The 22,352-nt window shown below is 74.1% G+C and carries 19 protein-coding genes and 1 pseudogene; 7 read left to right on the top strand and 13 right to left on the bottom strand.

Annotation, left to right across the window (positions count from 1 at the left end; translation table 11 throughout):
* Positions 1-213: 213 nt before the first annotated feature.
* Entirely contained in the window at positions 214-663 is a 450-nt protein-coding gene (locus ACIP5O_RS22930) for an ATP-binding protein (RefSeq protein WP_401296171.1), read from the top strand.
* Here ACIP5O_RS22930 and ACIP5O_RS22935 read toward each other — a convergent pair.
* From ACIP5O_RS22935 to ACIP5O_RS22995, 13 genes and pseudogenes are all read right to left on the bottom strand, one after another.
* Positions 617-2,056, bottom strand: coding sequence for an amino acid permease (locus ACIP5O_RS22935; RefSeq protein ID WP_401296173.1), 1,440 nt, complete (start codon positions 2,054-2,056; stop codon positions 617-619). The genes ACIP5O_RS22930 and ACIP5O_RS22935 overlap by 47 nt on opposite strands.
* A gap of 204 nt (positions 2,057-2,260) precedes the next feature.
* Positions 2,261-3,259, bottom strand: a pseudogene (argF, locus tag ACIP5O_RS22940) (ornithine carbamoyltransferase); the annotation flags it as partial.
* A gap of 143 nt (positions 3,260-3,402) precedes the next feature.
* Complete coding sequence (locus ACIP5O_RS22945) at positions 3,403-4,635, bottom strand: arginine deiminase (RefSeq protein ID WP_401296175.1); 1,233 nt, start codon at positions 4,633-4,635, stop codon at positions 3,403-3,405.
* 674 nt (positions 4,636-5,309) lie between these two features.
* The gene (locus ACIP5O_RS22950; RefSeq protein ID WP_401296177.1) at positions 5,310-7,871 is read right to left on the bottom strand and encodes a polynucleotide kinase-phosphatase; all 2,562 of its coding nucleotides are present in this window, start codon (positions 7,869-7,871) and stop codon (positions 5,310-5,312) included.
* Positions 7,868-9,349: a 3' terminal RNA ribose 2'-O-methyltransferase Hen1 gene (locus tag ACIP5O_RS22955; protein ID WP_401296179.1), complete on the bottom strand. Its 1,482-nt coding sequence runs from the start codon at positions 9,347-9,349 to the stop codon at positions 7,868-7,870. The genes ACIP5O_RS22950 and ACIP5O_RS22955 overlap by 4 nt, the downstream gene beginning before the upstream one ends.
* 78 nt (positions 9,350-9,427) lie before the next feature.
* Positions 9,428-10,342, bottom strand: a complete 915-nt coding sequence (gene mmuM / locus ACIP5O_RS22960) for a homocysteine S-methyltransferase (protein WP_401296181.1) — start codon at positions 10,340-10,342, stop codon at positions 9,428-9,430.
* On the bottom strand, positions 10,339-11,283 hold the full coding sequence (locus ACIP5O_RS22965; protein ID WP_401296183.1) for an LLM class F420-dependent oxidoreductase: 945 nt from the start codon (positions 11,281-11,283) through the stop codon (positions 10,339-10,341). The genes mmuM and ACIP5O_RS22965 overlap by 4 nt, the downstream gene beginning before the upstream one ends.
* Before the next feature lie 141 nt (positions 11,284-11,424).
* A complete protein-coding gene (locus ACIP5O_RS22970; protein WP_401296278.1) occupies positions 11,425-11,916 on the bottom strand; it encodes a DUF6099 family protein in 492 nt (163 codons plus the stop codon).
* 151 nt (positions 11,917-12,067) lie between these two features.
* Positions 12,068-12,421 carry a nucleotide pyrophosphohydrolase gene (locus ACIP5O_RS22975; RefSeq protein ID WP_401296280.1) on the bottom strand — a complete coding sequence of 118 codons (354 nt, stop codon included), beginning with the start codon at positions 12,419-12,421 and terminating at the stop codon, positions 12,068-12,070.
* 41 nt (positions 12,422-12,462) lie between these two features.
* Positions 12,463-13,557, bottom strand: coding sequence for an ATP-binding protein (locus tag ACIP5O_RS22980; RefSeq protein WP_401296282.1), 1,095 nt, complete (start codon positions 13,555-13,557; stop codon positions 12,463-12,465).
* 550 nt (positions 13,558-14,107) lie between these two features.
* On the bottom strand, positions 14,108-14,539 hold the full coding sequence (locus tag ACIP5O_RS22985; protein WP_125667861.1) for a cell division protein SepF: 432 nt from the start codon (positions 14,537-14,539) through the stop codon (positions 14,108-14,110).
* A gap of 83 nt (positions 14,540-14,622) precedes the next feature.
* Entirely contained in the window at positions 14,623-15,105 is a 483-nt protein-coding gene (locus ACIP5O_RS22990; RefSeq protein ID WP_401296185.1) for a PaaI family thioesterase, read from the bottom strand.
* Positions 15,106-15,191: 86 nt separating this feature from the next.
* Positions 15,192-16,421 (bottom strand): PLP-dependent aminotransferase family protein, encoded by a 1,230-nt coding sequence (locus ACIP5O_RS22995; RefSeq protein WP_401296187.1) that lies wholly within the window; start codon positions 16,419-16,421, stop codon positions 15,192-15,194.
* Between the two features lie 419 nt (positions 16,422-16,840).
* Between ACIP5O_RS22995 and ACIP5O_RS23000 the strand changes: the two genes are divergently transcribed.
* The 6 genes from ACIP5O_RS23000 (at position 16,841) to ACIP5O_RS23025 (ending at position 22,231) form a co-directional block, all read left to right on the top strand.
* On the top strand, positions 16,841-17,560 hold the full coding sequence (locus ACIP5O_RS23000; RefSeq protein WP_401296189.1) for a Phenylacetic acid catabolic protein: 720 nt from the start codon (positions 16,841-16,843) through the stop codon (positions 17,558-17,560).
* Between the two features lie 151 nt (positions 17,561-17,711).
* Positions 17,712-18,824 carry a radical SAM protein gene (locus ACIP5O_RS23005; RefSeq protein WP_401296191.1) on the top strand — a complete coding sequence of 371 codons (1,113 nt, stop codon included), beginning with the start codon at positions 17,712-17,714 and terminating at the stop codon, positions 18,822-18,824.
* Between the two features lie 36 nt (positions 18,825-18,860).
* Positions 18,861-19,115, top strand: a complete 255-nt coding sequence (locus tag ACIP5O_RS23010; RefSeq protein WP_356547326.1) for an acyl carrier protein — start codon at positions 18,861-18,863, stop codon at positions 19,113-19,115.
* Positions 19,108-20,382: a beta-ketoacyl-[acyl-carrier-protein] synthase family protein gene (locus tag ACIP5O_RS23015; protein WP_401296194.1), complete on the top strand. Its 1,275-nt coding sequence runs from the start codon at positions 19,108-19,110 to the stop codon at positions 20,380-20,382. The genes ACIP5O_RS23010 and ACIP5O_RS23015 overlap by 8 nt, the downstream gene beginning before the upstream one ends.
* The gene (fabI, locus tag ACIP5O_RS23020; protein ID WP_401296196.1) at positions 20,382-21,275 is read left to right on the top strand and encodes an enoyl-ACP reductase FabI; all 894 of its coding nucleotides are present in this window, start codon (positions 20,382-20,384) and stop codon (positions 21,273-21,275) included. The genes ACIP5O_RS23015 and fabI overlap by 1 nt, the downstream gene beginning before the upstream one ends.
* Positions 21,272-22,231, top strand: a complete 960-nt coding sequence (locus ACIP5O_RS23025) for a beta-ketoacyl-ACP synthase 3 (protein ID WP_401296198.1) — start codon at positions 21,272-21,274, stop codon at positions 22,229-22,231. The genes fabI and ACIP5O_RS23025 overlap by 4 nt, the downstream gene beginning before the upstream one ends.
* Positions 22,232-22,352: the final 121 nt, after the last annotated feature.

Below are 22,352 nucleotides of genomic sequence, written 5' to 3' on the forward strand. Positions count from 1 at the left end.
GCGGGGGGTACGGAAGACCTCCCCGGACGGGGAGACAGGGGGGTGCGGAAGACCTCCCCGGACGGGGGAAAGGAGGTGCGGAAGTCCTCCCCGGGTGGGGAGGGGTGCCCTGGGGAAGGCGCCGCCCCTTCCGTAGGGTCGGAAGCAGGACGTCCCGGAGCCCCTCCGCTCCCCCTCCATCCGCCCCTCCTCGGCGAAGGAAACCTGCCTCCCATGCCCGGAACCATCGCCCCCACCGGCTCGCCGGCCGCCCGGCGCGTCCGGCTGCCGCACACGACCGCCGCCGTCCCGATCGCCCGCGCGCTCGTCCGTGACGCCCTCGCCCGCACCGCGCCCGACGAGGCCGACACGGCAGAGCTGCTCACCGCCGAGCTCGTCGCCAACGCCGTCCGGCACACCACGGGGCGGGGGCCCGTCGAGCTGGTCGTCGAGCCGCGCACGGCGTCCGGCGACTGCCGGGTCGAGGTCCACGACCCGGAGCCCGGCCGGATCGTCCACCCCGACCCGGACGCCGGGGTCGACCCCTGGCAGGAGCACGGCCGCGGCCTCCTCCTGGTCCGGGCGCTCAGCAGCGACTGCGGCCACCGCCCGACCGCGCACGGCAAGGCGGCCTGGTTCACGCTCCCGGCGGCACCGGACCCGGAGCACCGTCCGACGGCGTGACGAGCCGCGAGTTGCGGCGCCCGTAGACCGCGTAGAGCAGTCCGCCCGCGAGCAGGAAGACCGCGAACTGCAGCCAGGTCGTCCAGCCCGTGCCCCAGATCAGGTACAGGCAGAAGCCGATGCCGAGCACCGGGCTCAGCGGGAAGAGCGGCACCCGGAAGGAGCGCGGCAGCTCGGGGGCGCGGCGGCGCAGCACCATCACCGCGAGGTTGACGACCGCCATGACGGCGAGGGTGCCGATGGTGGTCAGGTCGACGACCACGTCGAGCGGGGCGAAGGCGGCCGGCACGGCGAAGACGGCGGCCACGATCCAGGTGTTGGCGACGGGGGTCGAGGTCTTCGGGGAGACCCGTTCGAAGACCCGGGGGACGAGTCCGTCGCGGGACATCGACATCAGGATGCGGGTCTGGCCGTACATCACCGCCAGGACGACGGAGGCGATGGCGACGACCGCGCCGAAGGCGATGACCCCGCCGCCGATCGACGAGCCGGTGACCTCGTCCACGACGACCGAGAGGGCGGCCGGGCTGTTCGCGACGGCGTCGGCGCCCAGCGCCCCGATCGCGGAGAGCGCGACCGCGCAGTAGAGCAGGGTGACGAGCCCGATGCAGACGAGGATGGCGATCGGGACGTTGCGGCGCGGGTTCTTCACCTCCTCGCCGGCCGTGGTGATCGCGTCGAAGCCGATGTACGAGAAGAAGGCCACGGAGGCGCCGGCGGTGATGCCGCCGAGGCCGCTGCCCGTGAACGGCGAGAGGTGTCCGTCCTGGAAGGCGGAGAAGCCGACGGCGCAGAAGACGATCAGGATGCCGATCTTGAGGACGGCCATGGCGGCGGTCGCCCGGGCGCTCTCGCGGACCCCGCGCACGAGCAGGGTGGCGGCGAGCAGGATCACGACCACGGCGGGCAGGTTGACCGCGCCGCCCTCGCCGGGTCCGGCGGAGAGCGCGGCGGGCAGCTGCCACCCGGTCAGGCTCTCCAGGAGTTCGTTGAGGTACTGGCTCCAGCCGACCGCGACCGCGGAGACGGACACGCCGTACTCCAGGAGCAGGCACCAGCCGACGAGGAAGGCGGCCCGCTCGCCGAGGCTCGCGTAGGCGAAGGAGTACGAGGAGCCCGAGACCGGGATCGCGCTGCCCAGCTCCGCGAAGGAGAAGGCGGTGAAGACGCAGGTGATCGCGGCGAGCACGAAGGAGACCACGACCGCGGGGCCGGCCTCGGCGACGCTGTCGGAGAGGCCGACGAAGATGCCGGTGCCCACGATCGCGCCGACGCCGAAGCAGATGAGCTGGAAGAGGCCCATGGTGCGCTGGAGGCCGTGGCCCTCGAGGTCGGCGCCGGATTCGGCGATGAGCTGCTGCGGCGTCTTGATCCGCGCGGCGGACGGGGTCATGCGGGGTTCTCGTTTCTGGTGCGTGCACGCGTGAGGGGGGTCCGGGCCTACCAGGCCGAACCCCCCTGAACCATGCGATCGTAAACCGCACCGCACATATTCACCCCATCGGGCGCAATGCTATGCCGCGGAACCGGAGCCGGGACCGGAGCCGGGACCGGCTTCCGTCTCCGTCCCCGTCCCTGTCCCCGTCCCCGTCCCCGTCCCCGCCATCGTCGCGACCAGGACCGCCTTGATGGTGTGCATCCGGTTCTCGGCCTGGTCGAAGACGACCGAGTGCGCCGACTCGAAGACCTCGTCGGAGACCTCCAGCTCGGTCAGGCCGTGCCGGGCGTGGATGTCGCGGCCGACGGCGGTGCCCAGGTCGTGGAAGGCGGGCAGGCAGTGCAGGAACCGGACGTCCGGGTTCCCGGTGGCGCGCAGCACGTCCATGGTCACGGAGTACGGGGCGAGGGCGGCGATCCGCTCGTCCCAGACCTCCTTGGGCTCGCCCATGGAGACCCACACGTCGGTGGCCACGAAGTCGGCGCCACGGACCCCCTCCGCCACGTCCTCGGTGAGGGTGACGGCGGCGCCGCTCTTCTCGGCGAGCTCGCGGGCCCGCTCGACGACCTCCTCGGCCGGCCAGTACGTCTTCGGGGCGACGATCCGGACGTCCATGCCGAGCAGGGCGCCGGTGACGAGGTAGGAGTTGCCCATGTTGAAGCGGGCGTCGCCGAGGTAGGCGAAGGCGACCCGGTCCAGCGGCTTGTCCGTGTGCTCGGTCACGGTGAGCACGTCGGCGAGCATCTGGGTGGGGTGCCAGTCGTCGGTGAGGCCGTTGAAGACGGGCACGCCCGCGAAGGCGGCGAGCTCCTCGACCGCGGCCTGGCTGTCCCCCCGGTACTCGATGCCGTCGAACATCCGGCCGAGGACGCGGGCCGTGTCCTTGACGGACTCCTTGTGGCCCATCTGGGAGCCCGAGGGGTCCAGGTAGGTCGTGGAGGCGCCCTGGTCGGCGGCGGCGACCTCGAAGGCGCAGCGGGTGCGGGTCGAGGTCTTCTCGAAGATCAGGGCGATGTTCCGGCCGCGCAGCCGCTGCACCTCGGCGCCCGCCTTCTTGGCGGCCTTGAGCTCGGCGGCGAGCGCGACCAGACCGCGGAACTCCTCGGCGGTGAAGTCCAGCTCCTTGAGGAAGTGGCGGCCGATGAGGTCTGTGGCCATGGGTCGCGCTCCTGTGGGTACGGTCGGGGACGGCGATCGGGGACCTTGGAAGTCTATACGCACTTCAACATTTATATACAGCCCCCTTCCCGGGAGGACCGCGCCCTCCCGGGATCCCGGGCCGCCGCCCTCCCCCGGGCTCCTCAGACGGCGTCCCGCTCCACCGGACAGCTCATGCAGCGCGGGCCGCCCCTCCCCCGGCCCAGCTCGCTGCCGGGGATCTCGATCACCTCGATGCCCTGCTTGCGCAGGTGCGTGTTGGTGGTGACGTTCCGCTCGTACGCGACGACCACCCCCGGCTCCACGGCGAGCACGTTGCACCCGTCGTCCCACTGCTCGCGCTCGGCCGCGTGCACGTCCTGGGTGGCGGTGAGGACCCGGATCTCCGGGAGGCCCAGGGCCGCCGCGATGGCGTCGTGCATCCGCTCCGGCGGGTGGTCGCCCACCCGCAGGGGCTGCCCCGCGTCCCCCGGCTCGATCGTGTACGAGCGGAGCATGCCGAGCCCCGCGTACTGGGTGAACGTGTCCTGGTCCACCATCGTCATCACCGTGTCCAGGTGCATGAACGCGCGCCGCTTCGGCATGTCGAGCGCGACGATCGTGCGCGCCGAACCGGCCGCGAACATGCCCCGGGCCAGCATCTCCACCGCCTGCGGGGTGGTGCGCTCGCTCATCCCGATGAGCACGGCCCCGTTGCCGATGACAAGGACGTCCCCGCCCTCGATCGTCGACGGGTAGTCCGCCTGCCCCTCCGACCAGTGGTGGAAGGGGCCCGCCTCGGGCCCGGCGAAGAGCGGGTGGTGCTTGTAGATCGCCTCGAAGTGGACCGTCTCGCGCTGCCGGGCCGGCCAGCGCATGGCGTTGATGGAGACGCCGTCGTAGATCCAGGCCGAGGTGTCCCGGGTGAAGAGGTGGTTGGGCAGCGGGCCAAGGAGGAAGTCGTCCAGGTCGAGGGCGTGGAAGCGGACCGAGGTCGGCTCCCGGTGCGCCGCCAGGAACTCCCGCTTCGTCATCCCGCCGACGAGCACCTCGCCGAGCGCGACGGCGTCGAGCGAGTCGAAGGCCGCCCGCAGGTGGTCGGTGGCGAGCGGACCGTACTCCTTCTCGTCGAAGACCCGGTCCAGGACGAGCGCGCGGGCGGCCGGGACCTCGAGCGACTCGCTCAGGAGGTCCGCGAAGAGGTGCACCTCCACCCCCCGGTCGCGCAGCACGTCGGCGAAGCCGTCGTGCTCCTGCCGGGCCCGCCGCACCCAGAGGACGTCGTCGAAGAGGAGGGCGTCCTTGTTGGTCGGGGTGAGCCGCTTCAGCTCCAGGTCGGGGCGGTGGAGGATGACGCGGCGCAGCCGCCCGGTCTCGGAATCGACGTGGAATCCCATGGGTCCATCCTGACGGAGGGGGGCCGCCGGGGCCCGTGTTTCGGCACAGGGCGGGGGCACGACCGGGGCGACCGGGCGGGGCGGGGTGCGGGAGGGTCCGTAGGCGGGGTGCGGGAAGACCCGTAGGCGGGGTGCGGGAAGACCCCGTACGCGGAGTGCGGGAGGGCCCGTACGCCTCCCGGACGAGCAGGTCACCGCCCGTGTGGTACGTACGGTTCCCCGCCCCGGTCCGGGGCGTTGGGCCGTCCCCCCGCGACGGCCCAACGCCGGTCCGTGATTCCCCCCGCCGACTCCCGCTCCCCCTCGGACGGCGGTCCCCCGTCCGGTACGGGCAGCGGCGGCGCGGCACGTGGAACCGGGCGGTCCCGCACTGCTCACCCGGACTCCCTCGCGACGCCCCGGTGCCGTGGGCGCCCGGTGCCTTCGGCGCCGTGGTGGTGCGCGTCCGGAGCGGTCCCGGCCGGGGCCTTCCACCGGTGGCCGTTCCGGCGCTTTTCGCGTGCGTGTTCCCACCTCACGCGACCTTCCCCGCCACACGATTGACGCTCCGTCACGCCGTGGGGTGAAGAACGCTAGAGGGTGCGGAAGAAACGCGTCAACGAGCACGAGGGGCGCAGGGGAGCGCCGCTCCGGACACCCCTGCGCCCCCGCCGGAACGGCCCGGGCCCCCGGTCTCAGAGCCTCGGGTCGACCGGCTCCGACTCCAGGGCGAGGACCGCGAAGACGGCCTCGTGGACGCGCCAGAGCGGTTCGCCGTCCGCGAGCCGGTCGAGCGCCTCCAGGCCGAGCGCGTACTCGCGCAGGGCGAGGGACCGCTTGTGGCCGAGGAAGCGCTGCCGCAGCCGCTCCAGGTTCTCCGGGCGGGTGTACTCGGGGCCGTAGATGATCCGCAGGTACTCCCGGCCGCGGACCTTCACGCCCGGCTGGACGAGCCGGCCCTTCCCGTCGCGGACCAGCGCCGCCAGCGGCTTGACGACCATGCCCTCGCCGCCCTCGCCGGTCAGCTCCAGCCACCAGTCGACGCCGGCGCGGACCGAGGCCTCGTCGCCCGTGTCGACGACGAGCCGACGGGTGACCTGGACGAGGCCGGTCGGATCGTGCTCCACCAGCCGGTCCAGCCACGCGAGCTGCTCGTCGTGCGGCACGGCCGCGAGCGAGCGTCCGCGCGCCGCCAGGAGCTGGAAGGGCGCGAACCGCACGCCCTCCAGTCCCTCGGTCGGCCAGCAGTACCTGCGGTAGGCGGCCGTGAAGGCCGCCGCGTCCACCGCCCGCTCCCGCTGCCGGTCGAGCAGTCCGTCGACCCCTTCGACCCCGCGCTCGGCCGCCCGCCGCAGGGCGTCGACCGCGCCGGGCAGCACGGCGCACGAGGCGGCGCCGACGGCCGCGTACTGCGCGCGGAGCAGACCGGCCGACTTGAGCGACCACGGCATCAGCTCGCCGTCGAGCAGCAGCCAGTCAGTGCCGAGCTCCTCCCAGAGCCCGGCGGCCCCGATCGCCGCCCGCAGCCGTGCGAGGACCTCCTCGGTGACGGCGGCGTCGTCGAAGAAGGGGCGTCCGGTACGGGTGTGCAGGGCGCCCGTCACCCCGTCGGCGCCGAAGCGCTCGCGGGCCGCGTCGGCGTCCCGGCATACCAGGGCCACGGCCCGGGAGCCCATGTGCTTCTCCTCGCACACGACCCGTTCGACGCCGTCGGCCCGGTACTGGGCGAAGGCCTCGGCCGGGTGCTCCAGGTAGCCGTCCTCCTTGGAGGTGGCGGTCGGCGCCATCGTCGGCGGCAGGTGGGCGAGCAGGCGCGGGTCGACCGCGAACCGGCTCATGACCTCCAGGGCCGCCGCCGCGTTCTCCTCGCGCACGGCGACGTTGCCGTGGTGCCGGGTCTCCACGGTCCGCCGCCCCTGCACGTCGGCCAGGTCCAGGGGGCGTCCCTGGTGCCCGCCGGGCGCGGCGGTCGCGAGCGGCCGGGCCGGCTCGTACCAGACCCGCTCGGCCGGTACGTCGACGAGCTCGCGCTCCGGCCAGCGCAGCGCGGTCATCCGCCCGCCGAAGACGGCCCCGGTGTCGAGGCAGAGGGTGTTGTTGATCCAGGAGGTGTTCGGCACGGGGGTGTGCCCGTAGACGACGGTGGCCCGGCCCCGGTACTCCTCCGCCCACGGGTAGCGCACGGGCAGCCCGAACTCGTCGGTCTCGCCGGTGGTGTCCCCGTACAGCGCGTGGGAGCGCACCCGGCCGGAGGTGCGGCCGTGGTACTTCTCCGGCAGTCCGGCGTGGCAGACGACGAGGTCGCCGCCGTCGAGGACGTAGTGGCTGACGAGTCCGTCGATGAACTTCGCGACCTCGGCCCGGAACTCCTCGCTCTCGCCCTCCAGCTGCTCGATGGTCTCGGCGAGTCCGTGGGTCTGCTGGACCTTGCGGCCCTTCAGCCAGCGGCCGAGCTTGTTCTCGTGGTTGCCGGGGACGCACAGGGCGTCGCCGGAGGCCACCATGGACATCACGCGGCGCAGGACGCCCGGGGAGTCGGGCCCCCGGTCGACCAGGTCGCCGACGAAGACCGCCGTGCGCCCCTCGGGGTGGTGCCCGTCGACGTAGCCGAGCTTGCCGAGCAGGGTCTCCAGCTCGGAGCTGCAGCCGTGGACGTCGCCGACGACGTCGAAGGGGCCGGTGAGGTGGCGCAGGTCGTTGAAGCGGCGCTCCAGGACGACCTCGGCGGCCTCGACCTCCTCGACGGAGCGCAGCACGTGCACCTTGCGGAAGCCCTCGCGCTCCAGGCCCCGCAGCGAGCGCCGCAGTTCGCGGCGGTGGCGCTGGATGACGTGCGCGGGCATGTCGGCCCGGTCGGGGCGGACCGCGTTCCGCTCGCGGCACACCTGCTCGGGCAGGTCGAGGACGATCGCGATCGGCAGCACGTCGTGCGTCCTGGCCAGCTGCACGAGCTGCCGCCGGGCCTCCTGCTGGACGTTGGTGGCGTCGACGACGGTGAGCCGCCCGGCGGCCAGGCGCTTGCCGGCGATGTAGTGGAGGACGTCGAAGGCGTCCCGGCTGGCGGACTGGTCGTTCTCGTCGTCGGCGACGAGCCCCCGGCAGAAGTCGGAGGAGACGACCTCGGTGGGCTTGAAGTGGCGCCGCGCGAAGGTGGACTTGCCGGAGCCGGTGGCGCCGACGAGCACGACGAGGGAGAGGTCGGTGACGGGCAGGGTCCGGCGCGCGGCGGTGGCCGTGGCGTCCGTGGTGGCGGTCATGCCTGCCCCTCCTTCTGGTTCTTGTCGTCGTTCTCGGTGGCGGTACGGGTGAAAAGGGCCATCTGGGTGGGCGGCCCGACCTCGGGGTCGTCGGGGCCGACGGGGGCGAACCCGGCCTCGTACCCGTACTCCCCCGCCACCCGGGCCGCCCAGGCCCGGAACTCCTCGCGGGTCCACTCGAAGCGGTGGTCGCTGTGCCGGACGCGCCCGGCGGGCAGGGTCTCCCAGCGCACGTTGTACTCGACGTTCGGCGTGGTCACGAGGACCGTACGGGGCCGGGCCGAGCCGAACACCGCGTACTCCAGGGCCGGCAGCCTCGGCAGGTCCAGGTGCTCGATCACCTCGCTGAGCACGGCCGCGTCGTAGCCGGTCAGCCGCTTGTCGGTGTACGCGAGGGAGCCCTGCACCAGGGTCACGCGGGCGGCCTGCCGCTCCCCCATGCGGTCGAGCCGCAGCCGGCGCGCGGCGACGGTCAGGGCGCGGACGGACACGTCGACGCCGACGACCTCGGTGAAGCGCGGCTCCTTGAGCAGGGCCTGCACCAACTGGCCCTGTCCGCAGCCCAGGTCGAGCACGCGCGCCGCCCCGGCCCCGCGCAGCGCGGACAGGATCGCGTCCCGCCGCTGCTGGGCGAGCGGCACCGGGCGCTCCTCGGTGTCGGTCGTCTCGTCGACGGCGTTGTCCACGTCCTCGACGTCCAGTCCCTCGGCCTCGGCGAGCCGGACCAGTTCGAGCCGCTCCGTCGCCTCCCGGGCCAGGCCCCGGCGGCGGGAGAGGTAGCGCTCCGTGATCAGCTTCCGCTCGGGGTGCCCGGCGAGCCAGCCGTCACCGGCGCGCAGCAGCTTGTCGACCTCGTCGGGCGCGACCCAGTAGTGCTTGGCGTCGTCGAGGACCGGCAGCAGGACGTACAGCTGGTTGAGGGCGTCCGCGAGCCGCAGCTCGCCCTCCAGGACGAGGCGCACGTACCGCGAGTCGCCCCACTCGGGGAACTCGGCGTCCAGCACGACCGGTTCGGCCGCCACCGTGGACCAGCCCAGCGGACCGAACAGCGCGCGCACCAGGTCCGCGCCGCCCCGGGCGGGGAGCGCGGGGACCTCGATCCGCAGCGGCAGCGGCGCGGCGGCCCGCTCGGGCATCGCCTTGCAGTCGCCGTGCAGCGCGGTCTTGAAGACCTTGGCGAGCGCGACGGCGAGCAGCGAGGACGCGGCGTAGGGCCGGTCGTTCACGTACTGCGCGAGCGCGGAGTCCGGGGCGCCGCCCCGGCCCTTGCCCTTACCGCGGCGCACCAGCGCCACGGGGTCCACCTCCAGGAGGAGCGCCGCCGTGCACCGCTCGGCGCTCGCCTCGGGGTAGAGGACGTGCGCGGTGCCGTGCGAAGTGGGGAACGACTGCGCCCGCTCGGGATGCTTGTGCAGCAGGAAGCCAAGGTCGGTCGCGGGTCGCTCCGGGTTGCCGGTCGTACTGATCGTCAGGAACACGTCTTCGAGTATGGGGCGGCCCTCCCCCGCCCCACCAGGCATTTTCCGCGCGGCCCGAAGGTGCGGGGGTCTTCGGGATCAGTCGGCTCCTCCGGCCGCCAGGGTCTCGGCGAGGGCGGTGATCGTGTCCGGGCCGACCCGGCAGCAGCCGCCGACGAGCCGGGCGCCGGAGCGGACCCAGGCGGCGGCCCGCCCCGGGTCGAAGGCGGAGCCGCCGCGCCAGTCACGCGCCCCGGCGTCCCAGCGCTCCCCGCTGTTGGGGTAGACCACGGCCGGTTTCCCGGTCACGGCGACGGCCGTCTCCACGGCGGGCCCCGCGTCGGCCGGGTCGCAGCAGTTGACCCCGACCGCCACCACCCGGTCGTTCCCGGCGGCGACCGCGAACGCCTCCGCCAGGTCCTGACCGGCCCGGGTCCGCCCGCCCTCGACCGTGTACGACAGCCACACGGGCACCCCGCACCCCTCGGCCGCCCGCAGCAGCGCCTCCGCCTCCTCGGCGTCCGGCACCGTCTCCAGGGCCAGGACGTCGGGCCCGGCCGCCGCGAAGACCTCGATCCTCGGCCGGTGGAACGCCTCGAGGTCCCGCACGGAGAGCCCGTACCGGCCCCGGTACTCGCTGCCGTCCGCCAGCATCGCGCCGTACGGTCCGACGGACGCGGCGACCCAGACCTCCTCCTCCGCGCCGTCCGCCGCCGACCGCGCGAGCTCCACGCTCCGGGCGAGCAGCCGCGCCGCCTCCTCCCGGCCCGTGCCCCGCCGGGCGAAGCCCTCGAAGGTGGCCTGGTACCCGGAGGTGATGAGCACCCGCGCCCCGGCCCGCACGTACGCCGTGTGCGCCTCCTCGATCCGCTCGGGTCCGTCGGCGAGGAGCCGCGCGGACCAGAGCGCGTCCGAGAGGTCGCAGCCCTGCGCCTCCAGTTGGTCGGAGAGCCCGCCGTCGAGGACGAGGACCTCCGTCCGGAGGGCCTCGGCGAGCGTGCGGACCGGTCTCATCGGCTCGTTCCTCCCGCTCGGCCCAGCTGCGACTGGACCTGGGCGGAGATCAGCTCCAGGTGGTCCAGGTCGTCCAGGTCCAGGACCTGGAGGTAGACCCGGGAGGAGCCGATGGCCGCGTACCGGCCGAGCTTGTCGACGACCTCGGCGGGCGAGCCGGCCAGGCCGTTCGCCCTGAGTTCGTCCACGTCCCGCCCGATGGCGGCGGCCCGGCGGGCCACCTCGGCGTCGTCCCGGCCGACGCAGACGACCAGCGCGTTGGAGTACACCAGGTCGTCGGCCGGCCGGCCGATCGCCTCGGCGGCGGCCCGCACCCGTCCGAACTGCTTCTCGCTGTCCTCCAGGGAGGCGAACGGGATGTTGAACTCGTCCGCGTACCGCGCGGCGAGCCGGGGGGTGCGGGTCGCGCCGTGCCCGCCGATCAGGACCGGGATCTTCTCCTGGAGGGGCTTGGGCAGCGCCGGGGAGTCGGTGAGCCGGTAGAACTCCCCCTCATGGGTGAACGTCTTGCCGACCTCGGTCTCCCACAGACCGGTGACGATCGCCAGCTGCTCTTCGAGGCGGCCGAACTTCTCCTTCGGGAAGGGGATGCCGTAGGCCTTGTGCTCCTCCTCGAACCAGCCCGCGCCCAGGCCCAGTTCGACCCGGCCGCCGGACATCCGGTCGACCTGGGCGACCTGGATGGCGAGGACGCCGGGGAGCCGGAAGGTGCCGGCCGTCATCAGTGTGCCGAGGCGGATCCTCTTCGTCTCCCGGGCCAGGCCGGCCAGGGTGATCCAGGCGTCGGTCGGGCCGGGCAGACCGTCGGCGGACCCCATGCTGAGGTAGTGGTCGGAACGGAAGAAGGCGTCGAAGCCGAGCTCCTCGGTGGCGCGGGCCACGGTGAGGAGGGTGTCGTAGTCGGCCCCCTGCTGGGGCTCGGTGAAGATGCGAAGATCCATGCCTCCATCCTGCACCGTCGCGTACGGGCCAACCTCCCGGCCGACACCCGGGCCGCCCCCTGGCCGGGCGCCTTGGCCGGGTCGGGTGCCTCGACCAGGGCGGGCCGGTCGAGCAAGTCGCGCCCGGCGGGGCGGGGCGCGTCAGCACGACGGTTCCCTTCGTGGGGTCGCTCGGCCCCGGGACGGGTCGGGCGGGCGGGCCCGCTCGCCGTCGCGGACGGCCAGACGCCGCAACATCCCGCGCACCCGGTCGCCCGACTCGTCGGTGGCGTCGATCGCCTCGATGCACTGCCAGTAGAGCCCCTCCTCGTCGGTGGCGCAGGCCACGCCCACCAGGGCGATCCCCACCTCGGCGAGCAGCTCCCCCAGCGCGGTCAGCGTCCGGCGGGGGTCCGTGACCTCGGTCAGCCGGGCCGCGCGCGGCCCTCCGGCGCCCCACACCGCCGGATACTCCCCGATCTCGCCCAGCCCCCGCGCCTCGCCGCGCAACTCCTGCGGCCCGCAGAGCGCGAGACGGCTCCCTATCGCCTGGGCGAGGGCCTGGGCCTGCCAGGCCTCCGCCACGATGTCCTGTGCCGTCCCGCTCTCCGCCAGCGCGTGCCGGCCGAGCGCGATCAACCGCTCCGCTTCCATCAACACCGCCCCCGTTCCCACGACTTGCCACCCACTCAGTCATTACCCAGAGTGAGGCGCCCTGAGCCCAAACACCAGGGGAATTCGGAAATCTGTGGACAGGAGGTCTGACGGGGAAAAGTCGATCACTCCGAAGAGTGACGATCTCTGTTCAGGAGCCCTCCTCACCCCCTCCGCCCCGCCGCTTGGCGGGGAATCGGAGCTCGTTGCGGTCGATCTTGGCCGCGAGCGCCGCGAGCGGGTCGATCCCGAGCGCGTCGCAGAACTGGAGGAGGTAGGCGAGCACGTCCGCCACCTCGTCGGCGACCCGGTGGGCCGACTCCGGTTCCTCCATCACCCGCTCGGCCTGCTCGGGCGTCAACCACTGGAAGATCTCCAGGAGTTCGGCCGCCTCCACGCTGAGGGCCGCCGCCAGGTTCTTGGGCGTGTGGTAGGGCTGCCAGTCGCGGGCCGCCGCGAACGCGACCAGCCTGCGCCGGAGCCCCGCCACACCGTCGTCCGTCACTCCGCTGCCCGTCACGTCGTCGTTCTTCGTGTTCTCGTCCGTCACCCGTCCAGGTCTACCACCGTCACCCCGGGCGTCCGGCGCGCCTCCGCCGCCGTCCGGTCCCCCACCGTGCCCGCGAGGCGGATGTGCCCGTCCCCGGCGATCTCCACGGCGAGGCGGAGCAGCCCGCCCGACTGGCGCCGGTCGAGGCCCCGGTCGAGGCCGTCGGCGAGCAGCGTCAGGCTCTGCATGGCGTCGGGCACCTCGGCGACGCGGTCCATCTCCAGGACCCCGGGGCCCGTGAGCAGGGTGAGGGCGAGCGCCAGGTAGCGCAGTTCGCCGTCGCCGAGACGGCCGAGCGGGGTCTCGGGCCGGCCGCCCCGTTCGAGCACCGCCCGGACGGTGCCCTCCGGGAGCTCCCGGACCCCGAGCCCCGTGACGGTCCCCGCGCAGCCCGCTCCCGCCACGGTCGCCAGGCGGTGGTGACGGCGCGGGCAGTCGTTGTGGGTGCGGTGCAGGACCTCGGCGAGGTTCCGGCAGTCGCGCCGCAGCCGTCCCTCGCCGGGCGGCACGGGGGCCCGCATCCGTTCGGGCCGGGGGTCGCAGGCGAAGGCGGACCGCAGTCCGACGACCACCTGCTCGGCGGCGGCCAGGACCTCCAGCTGGCCGGGGGTCTTGCCGGCGACCCGCAGCGGCAGCAGGGCCGTACCGAGGAGGTCGTCGGGGAGCGGGGCCCTGGTGACGGGGGTGGCGCCCGCCGTGTGCCACTCGGCCTGGACGGTGCTGCGGCCGGGGTCGCGCAGGGCGGTGGCGAGCAGGGTGCGGCCCCGGGCGGTGAGCCGTTCGCCGACGATGCGGAGCCGGGGCTCGGCCTGCACGGCGAGGTCGAGGCGGACGGGGCCGCACGGTCCGTCGACGGTGCACCCGACGCGGAACCCGCGCCGGCCCTGGGCGTCGGGCCGGGCGCGCTCGGGGACGAGGTCGGCGGCGTCCGGGAACACCTCGTCGAGCGGGTCGCCCGCGCAGAGCCGGGCCAGCGCCTCGTACGCCCGCAGGGTGGTGGTCTTGCCGCTGCCGCTGGGCCCGGCGAAGAGGGTCACGGGCCCGAGCGCGTGCACGGCGGAACGGCGGCCGGCGAACGCGGAGAGGCGCAACTCGGTGACGGCGGGCCGGGCGTCGGGCCGCCCCTCCTGCCCCTCCTGCCCCTCCTGCCTTTCCCGCGCCTCCCTGGTCTCCCGCGCCTCCCTGGTCTCCCGCGCCTCCCTGGTCTCCCGCGCCTCCCTGGTCTCCCAGGCCCCTCGGGTCTCCCGGACCTCTCCGGCTTCCCGGCCTTCCCTGGCCGCCCTGGTCTCCCGGGCCTCTGGTGCGACCGGGCCCCGTGCCTCGGGGACGGAGGCACGGGGCCGGGTGGCGCGCGGAAGGGAAGCGCCCCGCCTGGAGGCGGGCACGGACGCGGAAGCGGACGTGGAAGCGGCGGAGGTGCGGGCCTCCGGGACGCGCGGCCCGGCAGAGGGGGCCGCGTCGGAGGAGGGAACGGCGCCGGGAGCGGGGACGGCGTCGGGGACGGAAGCGGGAGCTGCGGGGGGAGCGGGGTCGGAGGGGCGGTTCTTCGACGTGCTGGCGAGCGCGGAGCCGCAGGTGAGGTCCATGTCCGGACCGTACGCAGCCCTTTCCCCGACGAACCGTTACGCCGAGGAGACCTTCCTACGATCGGGGGACGCCGGCGGCCCGGCCGCCCACGACCTCCTCCTCGTCCGCACCCTCCGCGCCCTCGACCTCCGTGCCCGCCGGAGCGAGGAGGAAGACGTTCCGGTCGACGCGGTGCATCCCGCTGCCGAGCCCGAAGACGACGCCGCTGCTGAAGTCGAGGATCCGCTTGGCGACCTCGGTGTCGGCGCCGGTCAGATCGAGGAGCACCGGGATCTGGGCGATGAGGTACTCGGCGACCTCGCGGGCGTCGGCGAAGACCTGGACGCGGAGCACGACCATGCGGCGCTGCTCGGCGGATTCGTACTGCTCGGGGATCGTGCGGTGGTCGACCCTGGACGGCCATTCGTCACGGCCGCGCAGGGGCACGACCTGCGCGAGGCCCTCCCACTGCTCGTCGGTGACGTCGTACCTCTCGTACCTACTCATGGGTCCATCCTCCCGCTCCTCACCCGTTCGGCCCAACAACGACACGACGTGATGACGGCGTGGCGGCCTGTCGGGCCCGAAGCTCACCCGGTCGGCCCACTCCCCGAACCGCTCCCCCGCCCGCCTCCCGGTTCGTTCCGGGCCGGCGGCGGGACGGAGTACGTCACGGTGGCCGAGGCCGCCAGTTCGTCACCTTCGTCGCGGAGTTCGGCGAGGACCACGCAGAGGCGCCGGCCGAACTTGGCCATGCGCGCGTGGGTGCGGAGGAGGCCCGGCCGGGGGCGGTTGAGGTAGCTGATCTGGAGGGAGGTGGTGAGCGCCATGGGGGTGGGGCGGCCGAGCCGGGCGTTGACCAGGAGGAAGGCGGCGAGGTCGACGAGTCCGGCCTGCTCGGGTCCGGAGACCGTGCCGCCGGGCCGGGTGCGCAGCCGTGCCCCGTCCGCCTCCATGAGCAGGTGGGTCCCGCTCGCCTCGGTGACCCGGCAGGCCGTGTAGTCGGGGAACTGGCGCCGGACGAGGGCGTTGAGCTCGTCCGGCGAGAGCGGGGCGGGGACCGCCGCGTCCACGGCCGCACCCACACCCGTACCCGCACTCACACCCACACCCACACCCACACCCACACCCACGACTGTCACCTCCGCCCCCGGCCCCGTCATCGGGCGAAGCTCTTGGCGAGCCTGCGGAGGCCCTCCCTGATCTCGTCGGGCGAGTGCGTCGTGAACGAGAGCCGCATGGCGCCCGGGTCCGGGTCGCCGCAGAAGAACGGCGCCCCCGGCACGTACGCCACCTCGTGGCCGACGGCGGTCTTCAGGAGCGCCGTGGCGTCGTACCCCTCGGGCAGGGACGCCCAGATGAACATGCCGCCCTCCGGCCTGTTCCACCGGCTGCCCTCCGGCAGTGCGGCCGGCAGGCCTTCGAGCATCGCGTCCCTGCGCTCCTGGTAGGCGGCGCGGATCACCGCCACGTGCGCGTCGAGGTCCCGGTCGCGGAGGTAGCGCGCGGCCGCCGCCTGGTCGACGGTGGAGGTGTGCAGGTCGGCGGCCTGCTTGGCGATGACGCAGGAGCGGCGCAGTCCGGCGGGGGCGCGGAGGTAGCCGAGCCGGAGGCCGGGGGCCATCACCTTGGAGAAGGAGCCGAGCAGGACGGTGCGGTCGGCCGCCGCGGGATCGGCGGCGATCCAGGGGACGCGCTCGCCGTCGTAGCGCAGTTCGCTGTACGGGTCGTCCTCGGCGATCCAGAAGCCGTGGCGGGCCGCGGCCTCGGCGACGGCGGCGCGCCGCTCGGCGGGGAGGGTGCGGCCGGTGGGGTTCTGGAAGGTGGGGACGACGTAGAGCAGGGTCGGCTTCTCGCGGGCCGCGATCTCCTCCAGGGCGGCCGGGAGGATGCCCTGGTCGTCGGTGGGCACGGGGACGACGCGGGCGCCGGCGAAGCCGAAGGTCTGGAGGGCGGCGAGGTAGCAGGGGTTCTCGACGAGGACCACGGCGCCGGGTTCGACGAGGGCGGTGGTGAGCAGCGTGAGGGCCTGCTGCGAGCCGGTGGTGACGAGCAGGTCGTCGGCGTCCGTGCGCAGCCCGCGCGCGGTGAGCCGCTCGGCGACGGCGGTGCGCAGCTCCGGGTCGCCCTCGGTCGTCGAGTACTGGAGCGCGTGCTGCGGGTTCTCCGCGAAGACCCGGTCGTACGCGTCCCGCATCCCGGCGACGTCGAACAGCTCGGGGGCGGGCAGGCCCCCGGCGAAGGAGATCACCTCGGGTCGCGCCGTGAGCGCCAGGATCTCCCGTACCGGTGACGAGCCGACATCGGCCAGCCGGGAGGCGGCGGCCGGCACGGGCGCGGAGGGGGTGGCGGGGGCGGCGTTCGCGGGCGTGGAGGCGGCAGAAAGCATGGCGTCAGCATATAGAGATTCAAGGCGGTGTCCAGATCGTTCGATTCGCGCCCTTCATGGCCGAGTTGACGCACTACAAGACCGTCTCCGAAGGAATTCCGGGGCCGTTCCGGCCACACTGCGGGCCGTAGGGTTCCGGCCGCTCGGGGCGAATTCGGAGGATTCCCCTCCTCCGTTCTCCTCCGCTGGTCGTCACCGGAAAGGGCGGCCTCTTCGATCTTCTCCGGTGTTGTCCGAAGTGCCACGGTCCGCCCTTGATCGAAAGGCGTGCGCGGGGCGGTCGCCTCCGGGAAACCGGCCATTCCGGTACGGGGTCTCATTGATGGGGGGCGGCGCCGTGGATACCGTTCCCCCGCTCCACCACCGCGATGTCCGCGGGCTCCTGGTCGAAGTCGAACGAGCGAGGCGAGTGGATCACCATGGCATCTTTCCTTCCCGCCGACGAGGTCGTCGTCGTCCGCACTCCCGAGGAATTCCTCGCCATGCCCGAGGAGTACCGGGAGATCGCCGTCCGGGGAATGATCGTGAACACCGAGGGCGAACTCTCGGGCGCCGACGACTACATCCAGGTGTTCCTGCCGCTGGCGCCGGACGCCGAGGAACGGCAGGTGTGCGCCGAGCGCGCCGTCGAGGAGTACGACCACTACAAGATCGGCAAGCGGATCCTCGCCGACATCGGCGTCGACACCGGATACATGGAGAAGCAGCGCCTCGCCGACCGGGACCTCTTCGCCGGCCACGAGTTCCACACCTGCACCACCTGGGCGGAGCGCGGAATCTTCTCGTACATCGGCGAGGAGACCGCGATGGTGATGATCTCCGAATTCGCGCAGAGCAGTTACAAGCCGTGGGCCGAGGCCGTGCGCACGATCATTCTCGACGAGAAGATCCACATCGCCCACGGCGCCCGTGTCTGCCGGAATCTGGCCCGTACCGAGGAGGGCCGGGAAGAACTCCAGCGGGGTCTCGACCGGTTGTGGCCGGGATTCGTCCGGATCTTCGGCAGCCCGCGGTCGGAAAGGTCGAAGCTGGCGGTCCGTTTCGGGCTGCGGCAGACCACGAACGGCGAGGCGCGCGACATCTGGCGGGAGAAGGTCACCCCGCGGATCAAGAGCCTCGGTCTGAAGGTCCCCGAGTAGCAGTGCCGACCGAGGAGCGGTTCCGACCGGGGGCCGTTCCAGTCCAGGAGCGGTTCGGACCGGGGGCCGTTCCAGTCCAGGAGCGGTTCCGACCGGGGGCCGTTCCAGTCCAGGAGCGGTTCCGGCCCAGGAACACCGAGGAGTCCCGTCCATGGCCACCCCCCTGACCATCACTCCGCGTCCGCTCGGCCGCCGCGAGGCGAAGGAGCGCACCGCCGCGCTCCTGGCCGAACGTCCCGACCTCGCCCCGCGGCTGCACCGGCTGCGCCGCCTCGGGCGCGAGGTCCGCTCCTGCGAGGTCCACCTCACCAACGCGTGCAACATCCGCTGCAAGGGCTGCTGGTACTTCGAGGGCGGCTTCGACACCGCCGTCCGCGAGCTGTCGGACGTGGACCGGATCCGGTCCTTCGCCCGCCGGCTGCGGGACGAGGGGGTCAACCAGGCGACCCTGATCGGCGGCGAACCGACCCTGGTGCTCAAGCGCGTGGAGGCGTTCGTCGAAGAGCTCCCGTACGTCACCATCTCGACCAACGGCCTGCGGCCGATGCCCCGGCAGGGCTTCGAGCACATCGCCGTCGCCGTCAGCGTCTTCGGCGGCGGGCCGCTCGACGACGACCTGCGGGCCGTCCGCGTCAACGGGTCGAAGTTCACCGGCCTGTTCGACACGGCGCTCTCGCACTACCGGGACGACCCGCGGGTCCTGTTCATCTTCGCGCTCTCCGAGGCGGGGCTCCCGCACCTGGAGCCGACCGTCCGCAGGATCGCGGAGAACGGCAACCTCGTCACCTTCAACTTCTACAGCGAGCACGGCACCGACAACCCGATCCGGATCGAGAACGAGCGGCGGGTCCTGGAGGAGGCGCTGCGGGTGAAGGAGGCGTATCCGGAGGCGGTGGTCAGCCACCCGTACTTCATCCGCAGCCTGATCACCGGGACCTCGCACTGGGGCGCGCGCTTCGGGTACGACGTCTGCCCGAGCCTCAGCGTCGACCACCCGGACCACGAGGAGCGGGTCGCCAACGGCAATCCGGTGATCCCGGGCTTCGCCGCCTGGGGCGCCGACTACGAGTCGCTGCAGTTCTGCTGCACCTCGGGGGACTGCGGCGGCTGCCGCGACAGCCAGGCCGTCTACAGCTGGCTGGTGGTGAGCGCCGCCCGCTTCCTGGACGACGCCGCACGCCTGGAGGAGTGGGTGGAGATCGCGGAGAGCTACTGGCGCCAGTGGCACTGGTCGCCGTACCACCCCTCGAAGCCCGCCCCCTGAGTTCCCCCTCGGCCGACCTACACGCACGGGAGAGTCATGTCCGACACCCTGGACCGCGCCACCATCGAGCAGTTCATCACCGACGCCCTGGTCGAACTCGGCGTCGACGCCTCCGACGTGCGCCCCGGGGCCGCCCTGGACGACCTGGAGATCGACTCGCTCGACATGGTCGAGCTCGCGCAGTCCGTGAAGCGGGACCTGGGCGTGCCGGTCCGCACGAAGGACTTCGACGGGATCGACACCGTCGGGGAGATCCTCGCACTCTGCTACGAGAAGGCCGGAGTTGAGTGACACGGCGCGGCCCCGCGCGCGGGAGGCGGTCGTCGTCACCGGGTTCGGCGCCGTCACCCCGCTGGGCGTCGGCGCCGACGTCCTCCACGAGCGGGCCGTCGCGGGCGCGTCGGCCGCCGCCGGAAGCCGTCCGGCGGTCCGGCACGCGGACTTCGCGCCCGCCGACCACCTGCCGCGCGCGCTCGTGCGCCGCACCGACCGGTTCACCCACCTGGCCCTGGTGGCGGCCGACGAGGCCCTCGCGCGGGCGGGCCACCGGCCGGGCGGCGCCCCGCCGTGGCGGCCCGAGCGGGTCGCCTGCGTCATCGGCTGCGGGCTCGGCGGCACGGCCTCCTTCGAGGCGCAGCGCGAGGTGTACGGGGCGGAGGGCGCGGAGTTCGTGTCGCCGCTGATGGTCCCGCAGATGATGGCGAACGCGGCCGCCGCCCACCTCTCCATGCGGTACGGCTTCCGGGGCGAGAGCCTCTGCGTCGCGTCCGCGTGCAGCAGCGGCGCGCAGGCCGTCGGCGCGGGGATGCGGCTGCTGGCCGCCGGGGCGGCGGACGCCGTCGTGGTCGGCGGCGCGGAGTCGGCCGTCTCCGACGTGGTGGCCGCCGCGTTCGCCAACGCCGGTGCGCTCTCGCCGGGCGGGACGGCCCGGCCCTTCGACCGGGACCGGGACGGCTTCGTCATCGGCGAGGGGGCCGGGGTCCTCGTCCTGGAGACGGCGGCGGGCGCCGCCGGGCGGGGCGCCGAGGCCCTCGGGACCGTACGGGGGTACGGGGCGACCTCCGACGCCCATCACGTCACGGCCCCCGACCCCACCGGCGGCCCGGCCGCGCGGGCGGTCGCGCTCGCACTGCGGGAGGCGGCGACGGCGCCCGGGGAGCTGGCGTACGCCAACGCCCACGGGACCGGCACCCCCCTCAACGACCGCCTGGAGCGCGAGGCCCTGCGGCAGGCCCTCGGGGCCGGCGTCCTCGCGGGGCTGCCGCTCTCCTCGTCCAAGGGCGCCCTCGGCCACCTCTTCGGCGCGGCGGGCGCGGTCGAGGCGATCGTCACCCTCCAGGCGCTGCGGCACGGCACGGCGCCCCCGACGGCGGGGCTGCGCCGGCCGGACCCGGCGCTCGGCGGCCTCGACCTCGTCCGCGGGGCGGCACGGAAGCTGACCGCGCGCGCGGAAGGGGCGTCCGGCGGCGGCGCGGAGACCCTCGTCGGGCTCTCCACCTCGTTCGGTTTCGGCGGACACAACGCGGCCCTGGTCCTGGCCGTGGAAGGACGGTCCTGATGCGCGCGTCCCGCGACTCCCACCACGCCCCCGACCCGCTCGGCCTCGCGGGGCGCCGCTATCTGGTGACCGGGGTCCTCAACGACGACTCGATCGCCTGGCACACCGCCCGCGCCCTCCAGGAGGCGGGCGCGGAGGTGCTCCTCACGGGCTTCGGGCGCACCCGGCGGATCACGGAGGCGGCGGCCTCGGGCCTTCCGTACCCGGCCGACGTCCTCGAACTCGACGTGACGCGCCCCGAGGACCTGGACGGGCTCACGAAGGAGCTGGAGCGCCGCTGGGGCGCGGTGGACGGCGTGCTGCACGCGATCGCCGCCGCGCCCGGGTCCGCCCTCAGCGGCAACTTCCTGACGACCCCCGTCGAGGACGCGACGCTCGCGCTGCGCACGGCGGCGTTCTCGCTGCACTCGCTGACCACCGCGCTCGCCCCGCTGCTGCGGCAGGGCGGGGGCGGCGGCCCGGCCCGGGGCAGCGTGGTCGGCCTGGACTTCGACGCGTCGGGGGCGTGGCCGGGGTACGACTGGATGGGGGTCGGCAAGGCCGCGCTCGGCTCGGTCTGCCGCTACCTCGCGCTCTACCTCGGGCACTCCGGGATCCGGGTCAACCTGGTGGCGGCCGGGCCGGTGGAGACCGTGGCCGGGCGGGCGGTCGGCACCTTCGACCGGATCGCCGACCGCTGGGAGCAGGAGGCCCCGCTCGGCTGGAACCGCGCCGATCCGGCCCGGCTCGTCGGCCCCGTCCTGTTCCTGCTCTCGGACCTGGCGGCGGCCGTCACCGGCGAGATCGTGCACGCCGACGGCGGGATGCACGCCGTCCGCATGGGCGCCCGGGCCGTCGGCGAGCCACCGGGGCCCGGCGCCCCGCCCCGTACCGCCCGGGAGGAGCGCCCGTGACCGCGGCGATCGTCGGCACCGGTTCCGCGCTGCCCGAACGGACCGTGCCCAACAGTCACTTCGAGGCGATCGGGTCCTCCGACGCGTGGATCGTGAAGCGGACCGGCATCCGGGAGCGCCGCTTCCTGCCCGAGGACGGGCACCTGGCCGATCTCGCCCTGGCCGCCGCGCGGGAGGCGCTCGCCGGGTCGGGGCGCACGGCGGCCGACGTGGGACACGTCGTCGTCGCGACCACGACCCCGGACCGGACCACGCCCGGTCTGGCCGTGGAGGTGGCCGCGCGGCTCGGCGCGGACCGGGCCGCCGCGTTCGACCTGCACGCGGCCTGTGCCGGGTTCGTGTACGCCCTGGACCACGCCGTCGCCCTGATCGAGTCCGGCCGGGCCGGGACCGTCCTGGTCTGCGGGGCGGAGGCGCTGACCCGGATCACCGACCACGGGGACCGGTCGACGGCGGTGCTGCTCGGCGACGGGGCGGGGGCGGTGGTCGTGGCGGACGTGGCCGGCGCCACCCCGGACGCCGTGCCCGCGCCCGCGTTCCGGCTCGGTTCGGACGGGAACCTGGTCCCGCTGCTCCACGCCGACCGGTACGACCGGAAGCTGCGGATGGACGGCCCCGAGATCTTCGTGCACGCCGTGGAGAAGATGAGCGCGGCGGCCCGGGAGGTCCTCGCGCGGCGGGAGCTGACCGCCGACGACGTGGACCTGTTCGTCGCCCACCAGGCCAACGCGCGGATCGTCCGGGCGGTGGGCAAGGAGCTGGGCGTCCCACCGGAGCGGCTCTACCTGAACGTCGACCGGGTCGCCAACACCTCCTCCGCCTCCATCCCGATCGCCCTCCACCAGGCCCGCGGGGAGGGCCGCCTGGACCGGTCGGGCCTGCTGGGGGTGGCGGCGTTCGGGGCGGGGATCACCTGGGGCGCGGGGGTGATCGGATGGCGCCTGGAGGAGGAGTGAGGACCGGAGGGACGGCGGGGGCCGGGGGCGGGACGAGGACCGGGAAGGCGGCGGAGGCCCGGAGCGGGACGAGGGCCGGAGAGACGGCGGAGGCCCGGGACGGGACGGGGGCCGGAGAGAC

Source organism: Streptomyces sp. NPDC088915 (genome assembly GCF_044749825.1).
Taxonomy (GTDB): Bacteria; Actinomycetota; Actinomycetes; order Streptomycetales; family Streptomycetaceae; genus Streptomyces.

Excerpts from the sequence above, each read along its gene's own strand:
- ACIP5O_RS22930 (WP_401296171.1), top strand. The coding sequence starts at position 214 with ATGCCCGGAACCATCGCCCCCACCGGCTCGCCGGCCGCCCGGCGCGTC.
- ACIP5O_RS22935 (WP_401296173.1), bottom strand. The coding sequence starts at position 2,056 with ATGACCCCGTCCGCCGCGCGGATCAAGACGCCGCAGCAGCTCATCGCC.
- ACIP5O_RS22945 (WP_401296175.1), bottom strand. The coding sequence starts at position 4,635 with ATGGGATTCCACGTCGATTCCGAGACCGGGCGGCTGCGCCGCGTCATC.
- ACIP5O_RS22950 (WP_401296177.1), bottom strand. The coding sequence starts at position 7,871 with ATGACCGCCACCACGGACGCCACGGCCACCGCCGCGCGCCGGACCCTG.
- mmuM (WP_401296181.1), bottom strand. The coding sequence starts at position 10,342 with ATGAGACCGGTCCGCACGCTCGCCGAGGCCCTCCGGACGGAGGTCCTC.
- ACIP5O_RS22965 (WP_401296183.1), bottom strand. The coding sequence starts at position 11,283 with ATGGATCTTCGCATCTTCACCGAGCCCCAGCAGGGGGCCGACTACGAC.
- ACIP5O_RS22970 (WP_401296278.1), bottom strand. The coding sequence starts at position 11,916 with ATGGAAGCGGAGCGGTTGATCGCGCTCGGCCGGCACGCGCTGGCGGAG.
- ACIP5O_RS22985 (WP_125667861.1), bottom strand. The coding sequence starts at position 14,539 with ATGAGTAGGTACGAGAGGTACGACGTCACCGACGAGCAGTGGGAGGGC.
- ACIP5O_RS22995 (WP_401296187.1), bottom strand. The coding sequence starts at position 16,421 with ATGCTTTCTGCCGCCTCCACGCCCGCGAACGCCGCCCCCGCCACCCCC.
- ACIP5O_RS23000 (WP_401296189.1), top strand. The coding sequence starts at position 16,841 with ATGGCATCTTTCCTTCCCGCCGACGAGGTCGTCGTCGTCCGCACTCCC.
- ACIP5O_RS23005 (WP_401296191.1), top strand. The coding sequence starts at position 17,712 with ATGGCCACCCCCCTGACCATCACTCCGCGTCCGCTCGGCCGCCGCGAG.
- ACIP5O_RS23010 (WP_356547326.1), top strand. The coding sequence starts at position 18,861 with ATGTCCGACACCCTGGACCGCGCCACCATCGAGCAGTTCATCACCGAC.
- fabI (WP_401296196.1), top strand. The coding sequence starts at position 20,382 with ATGCGCGCGTCCCGCGACTCCCACCACGCCCCCGACCCGCTCGGCCTC.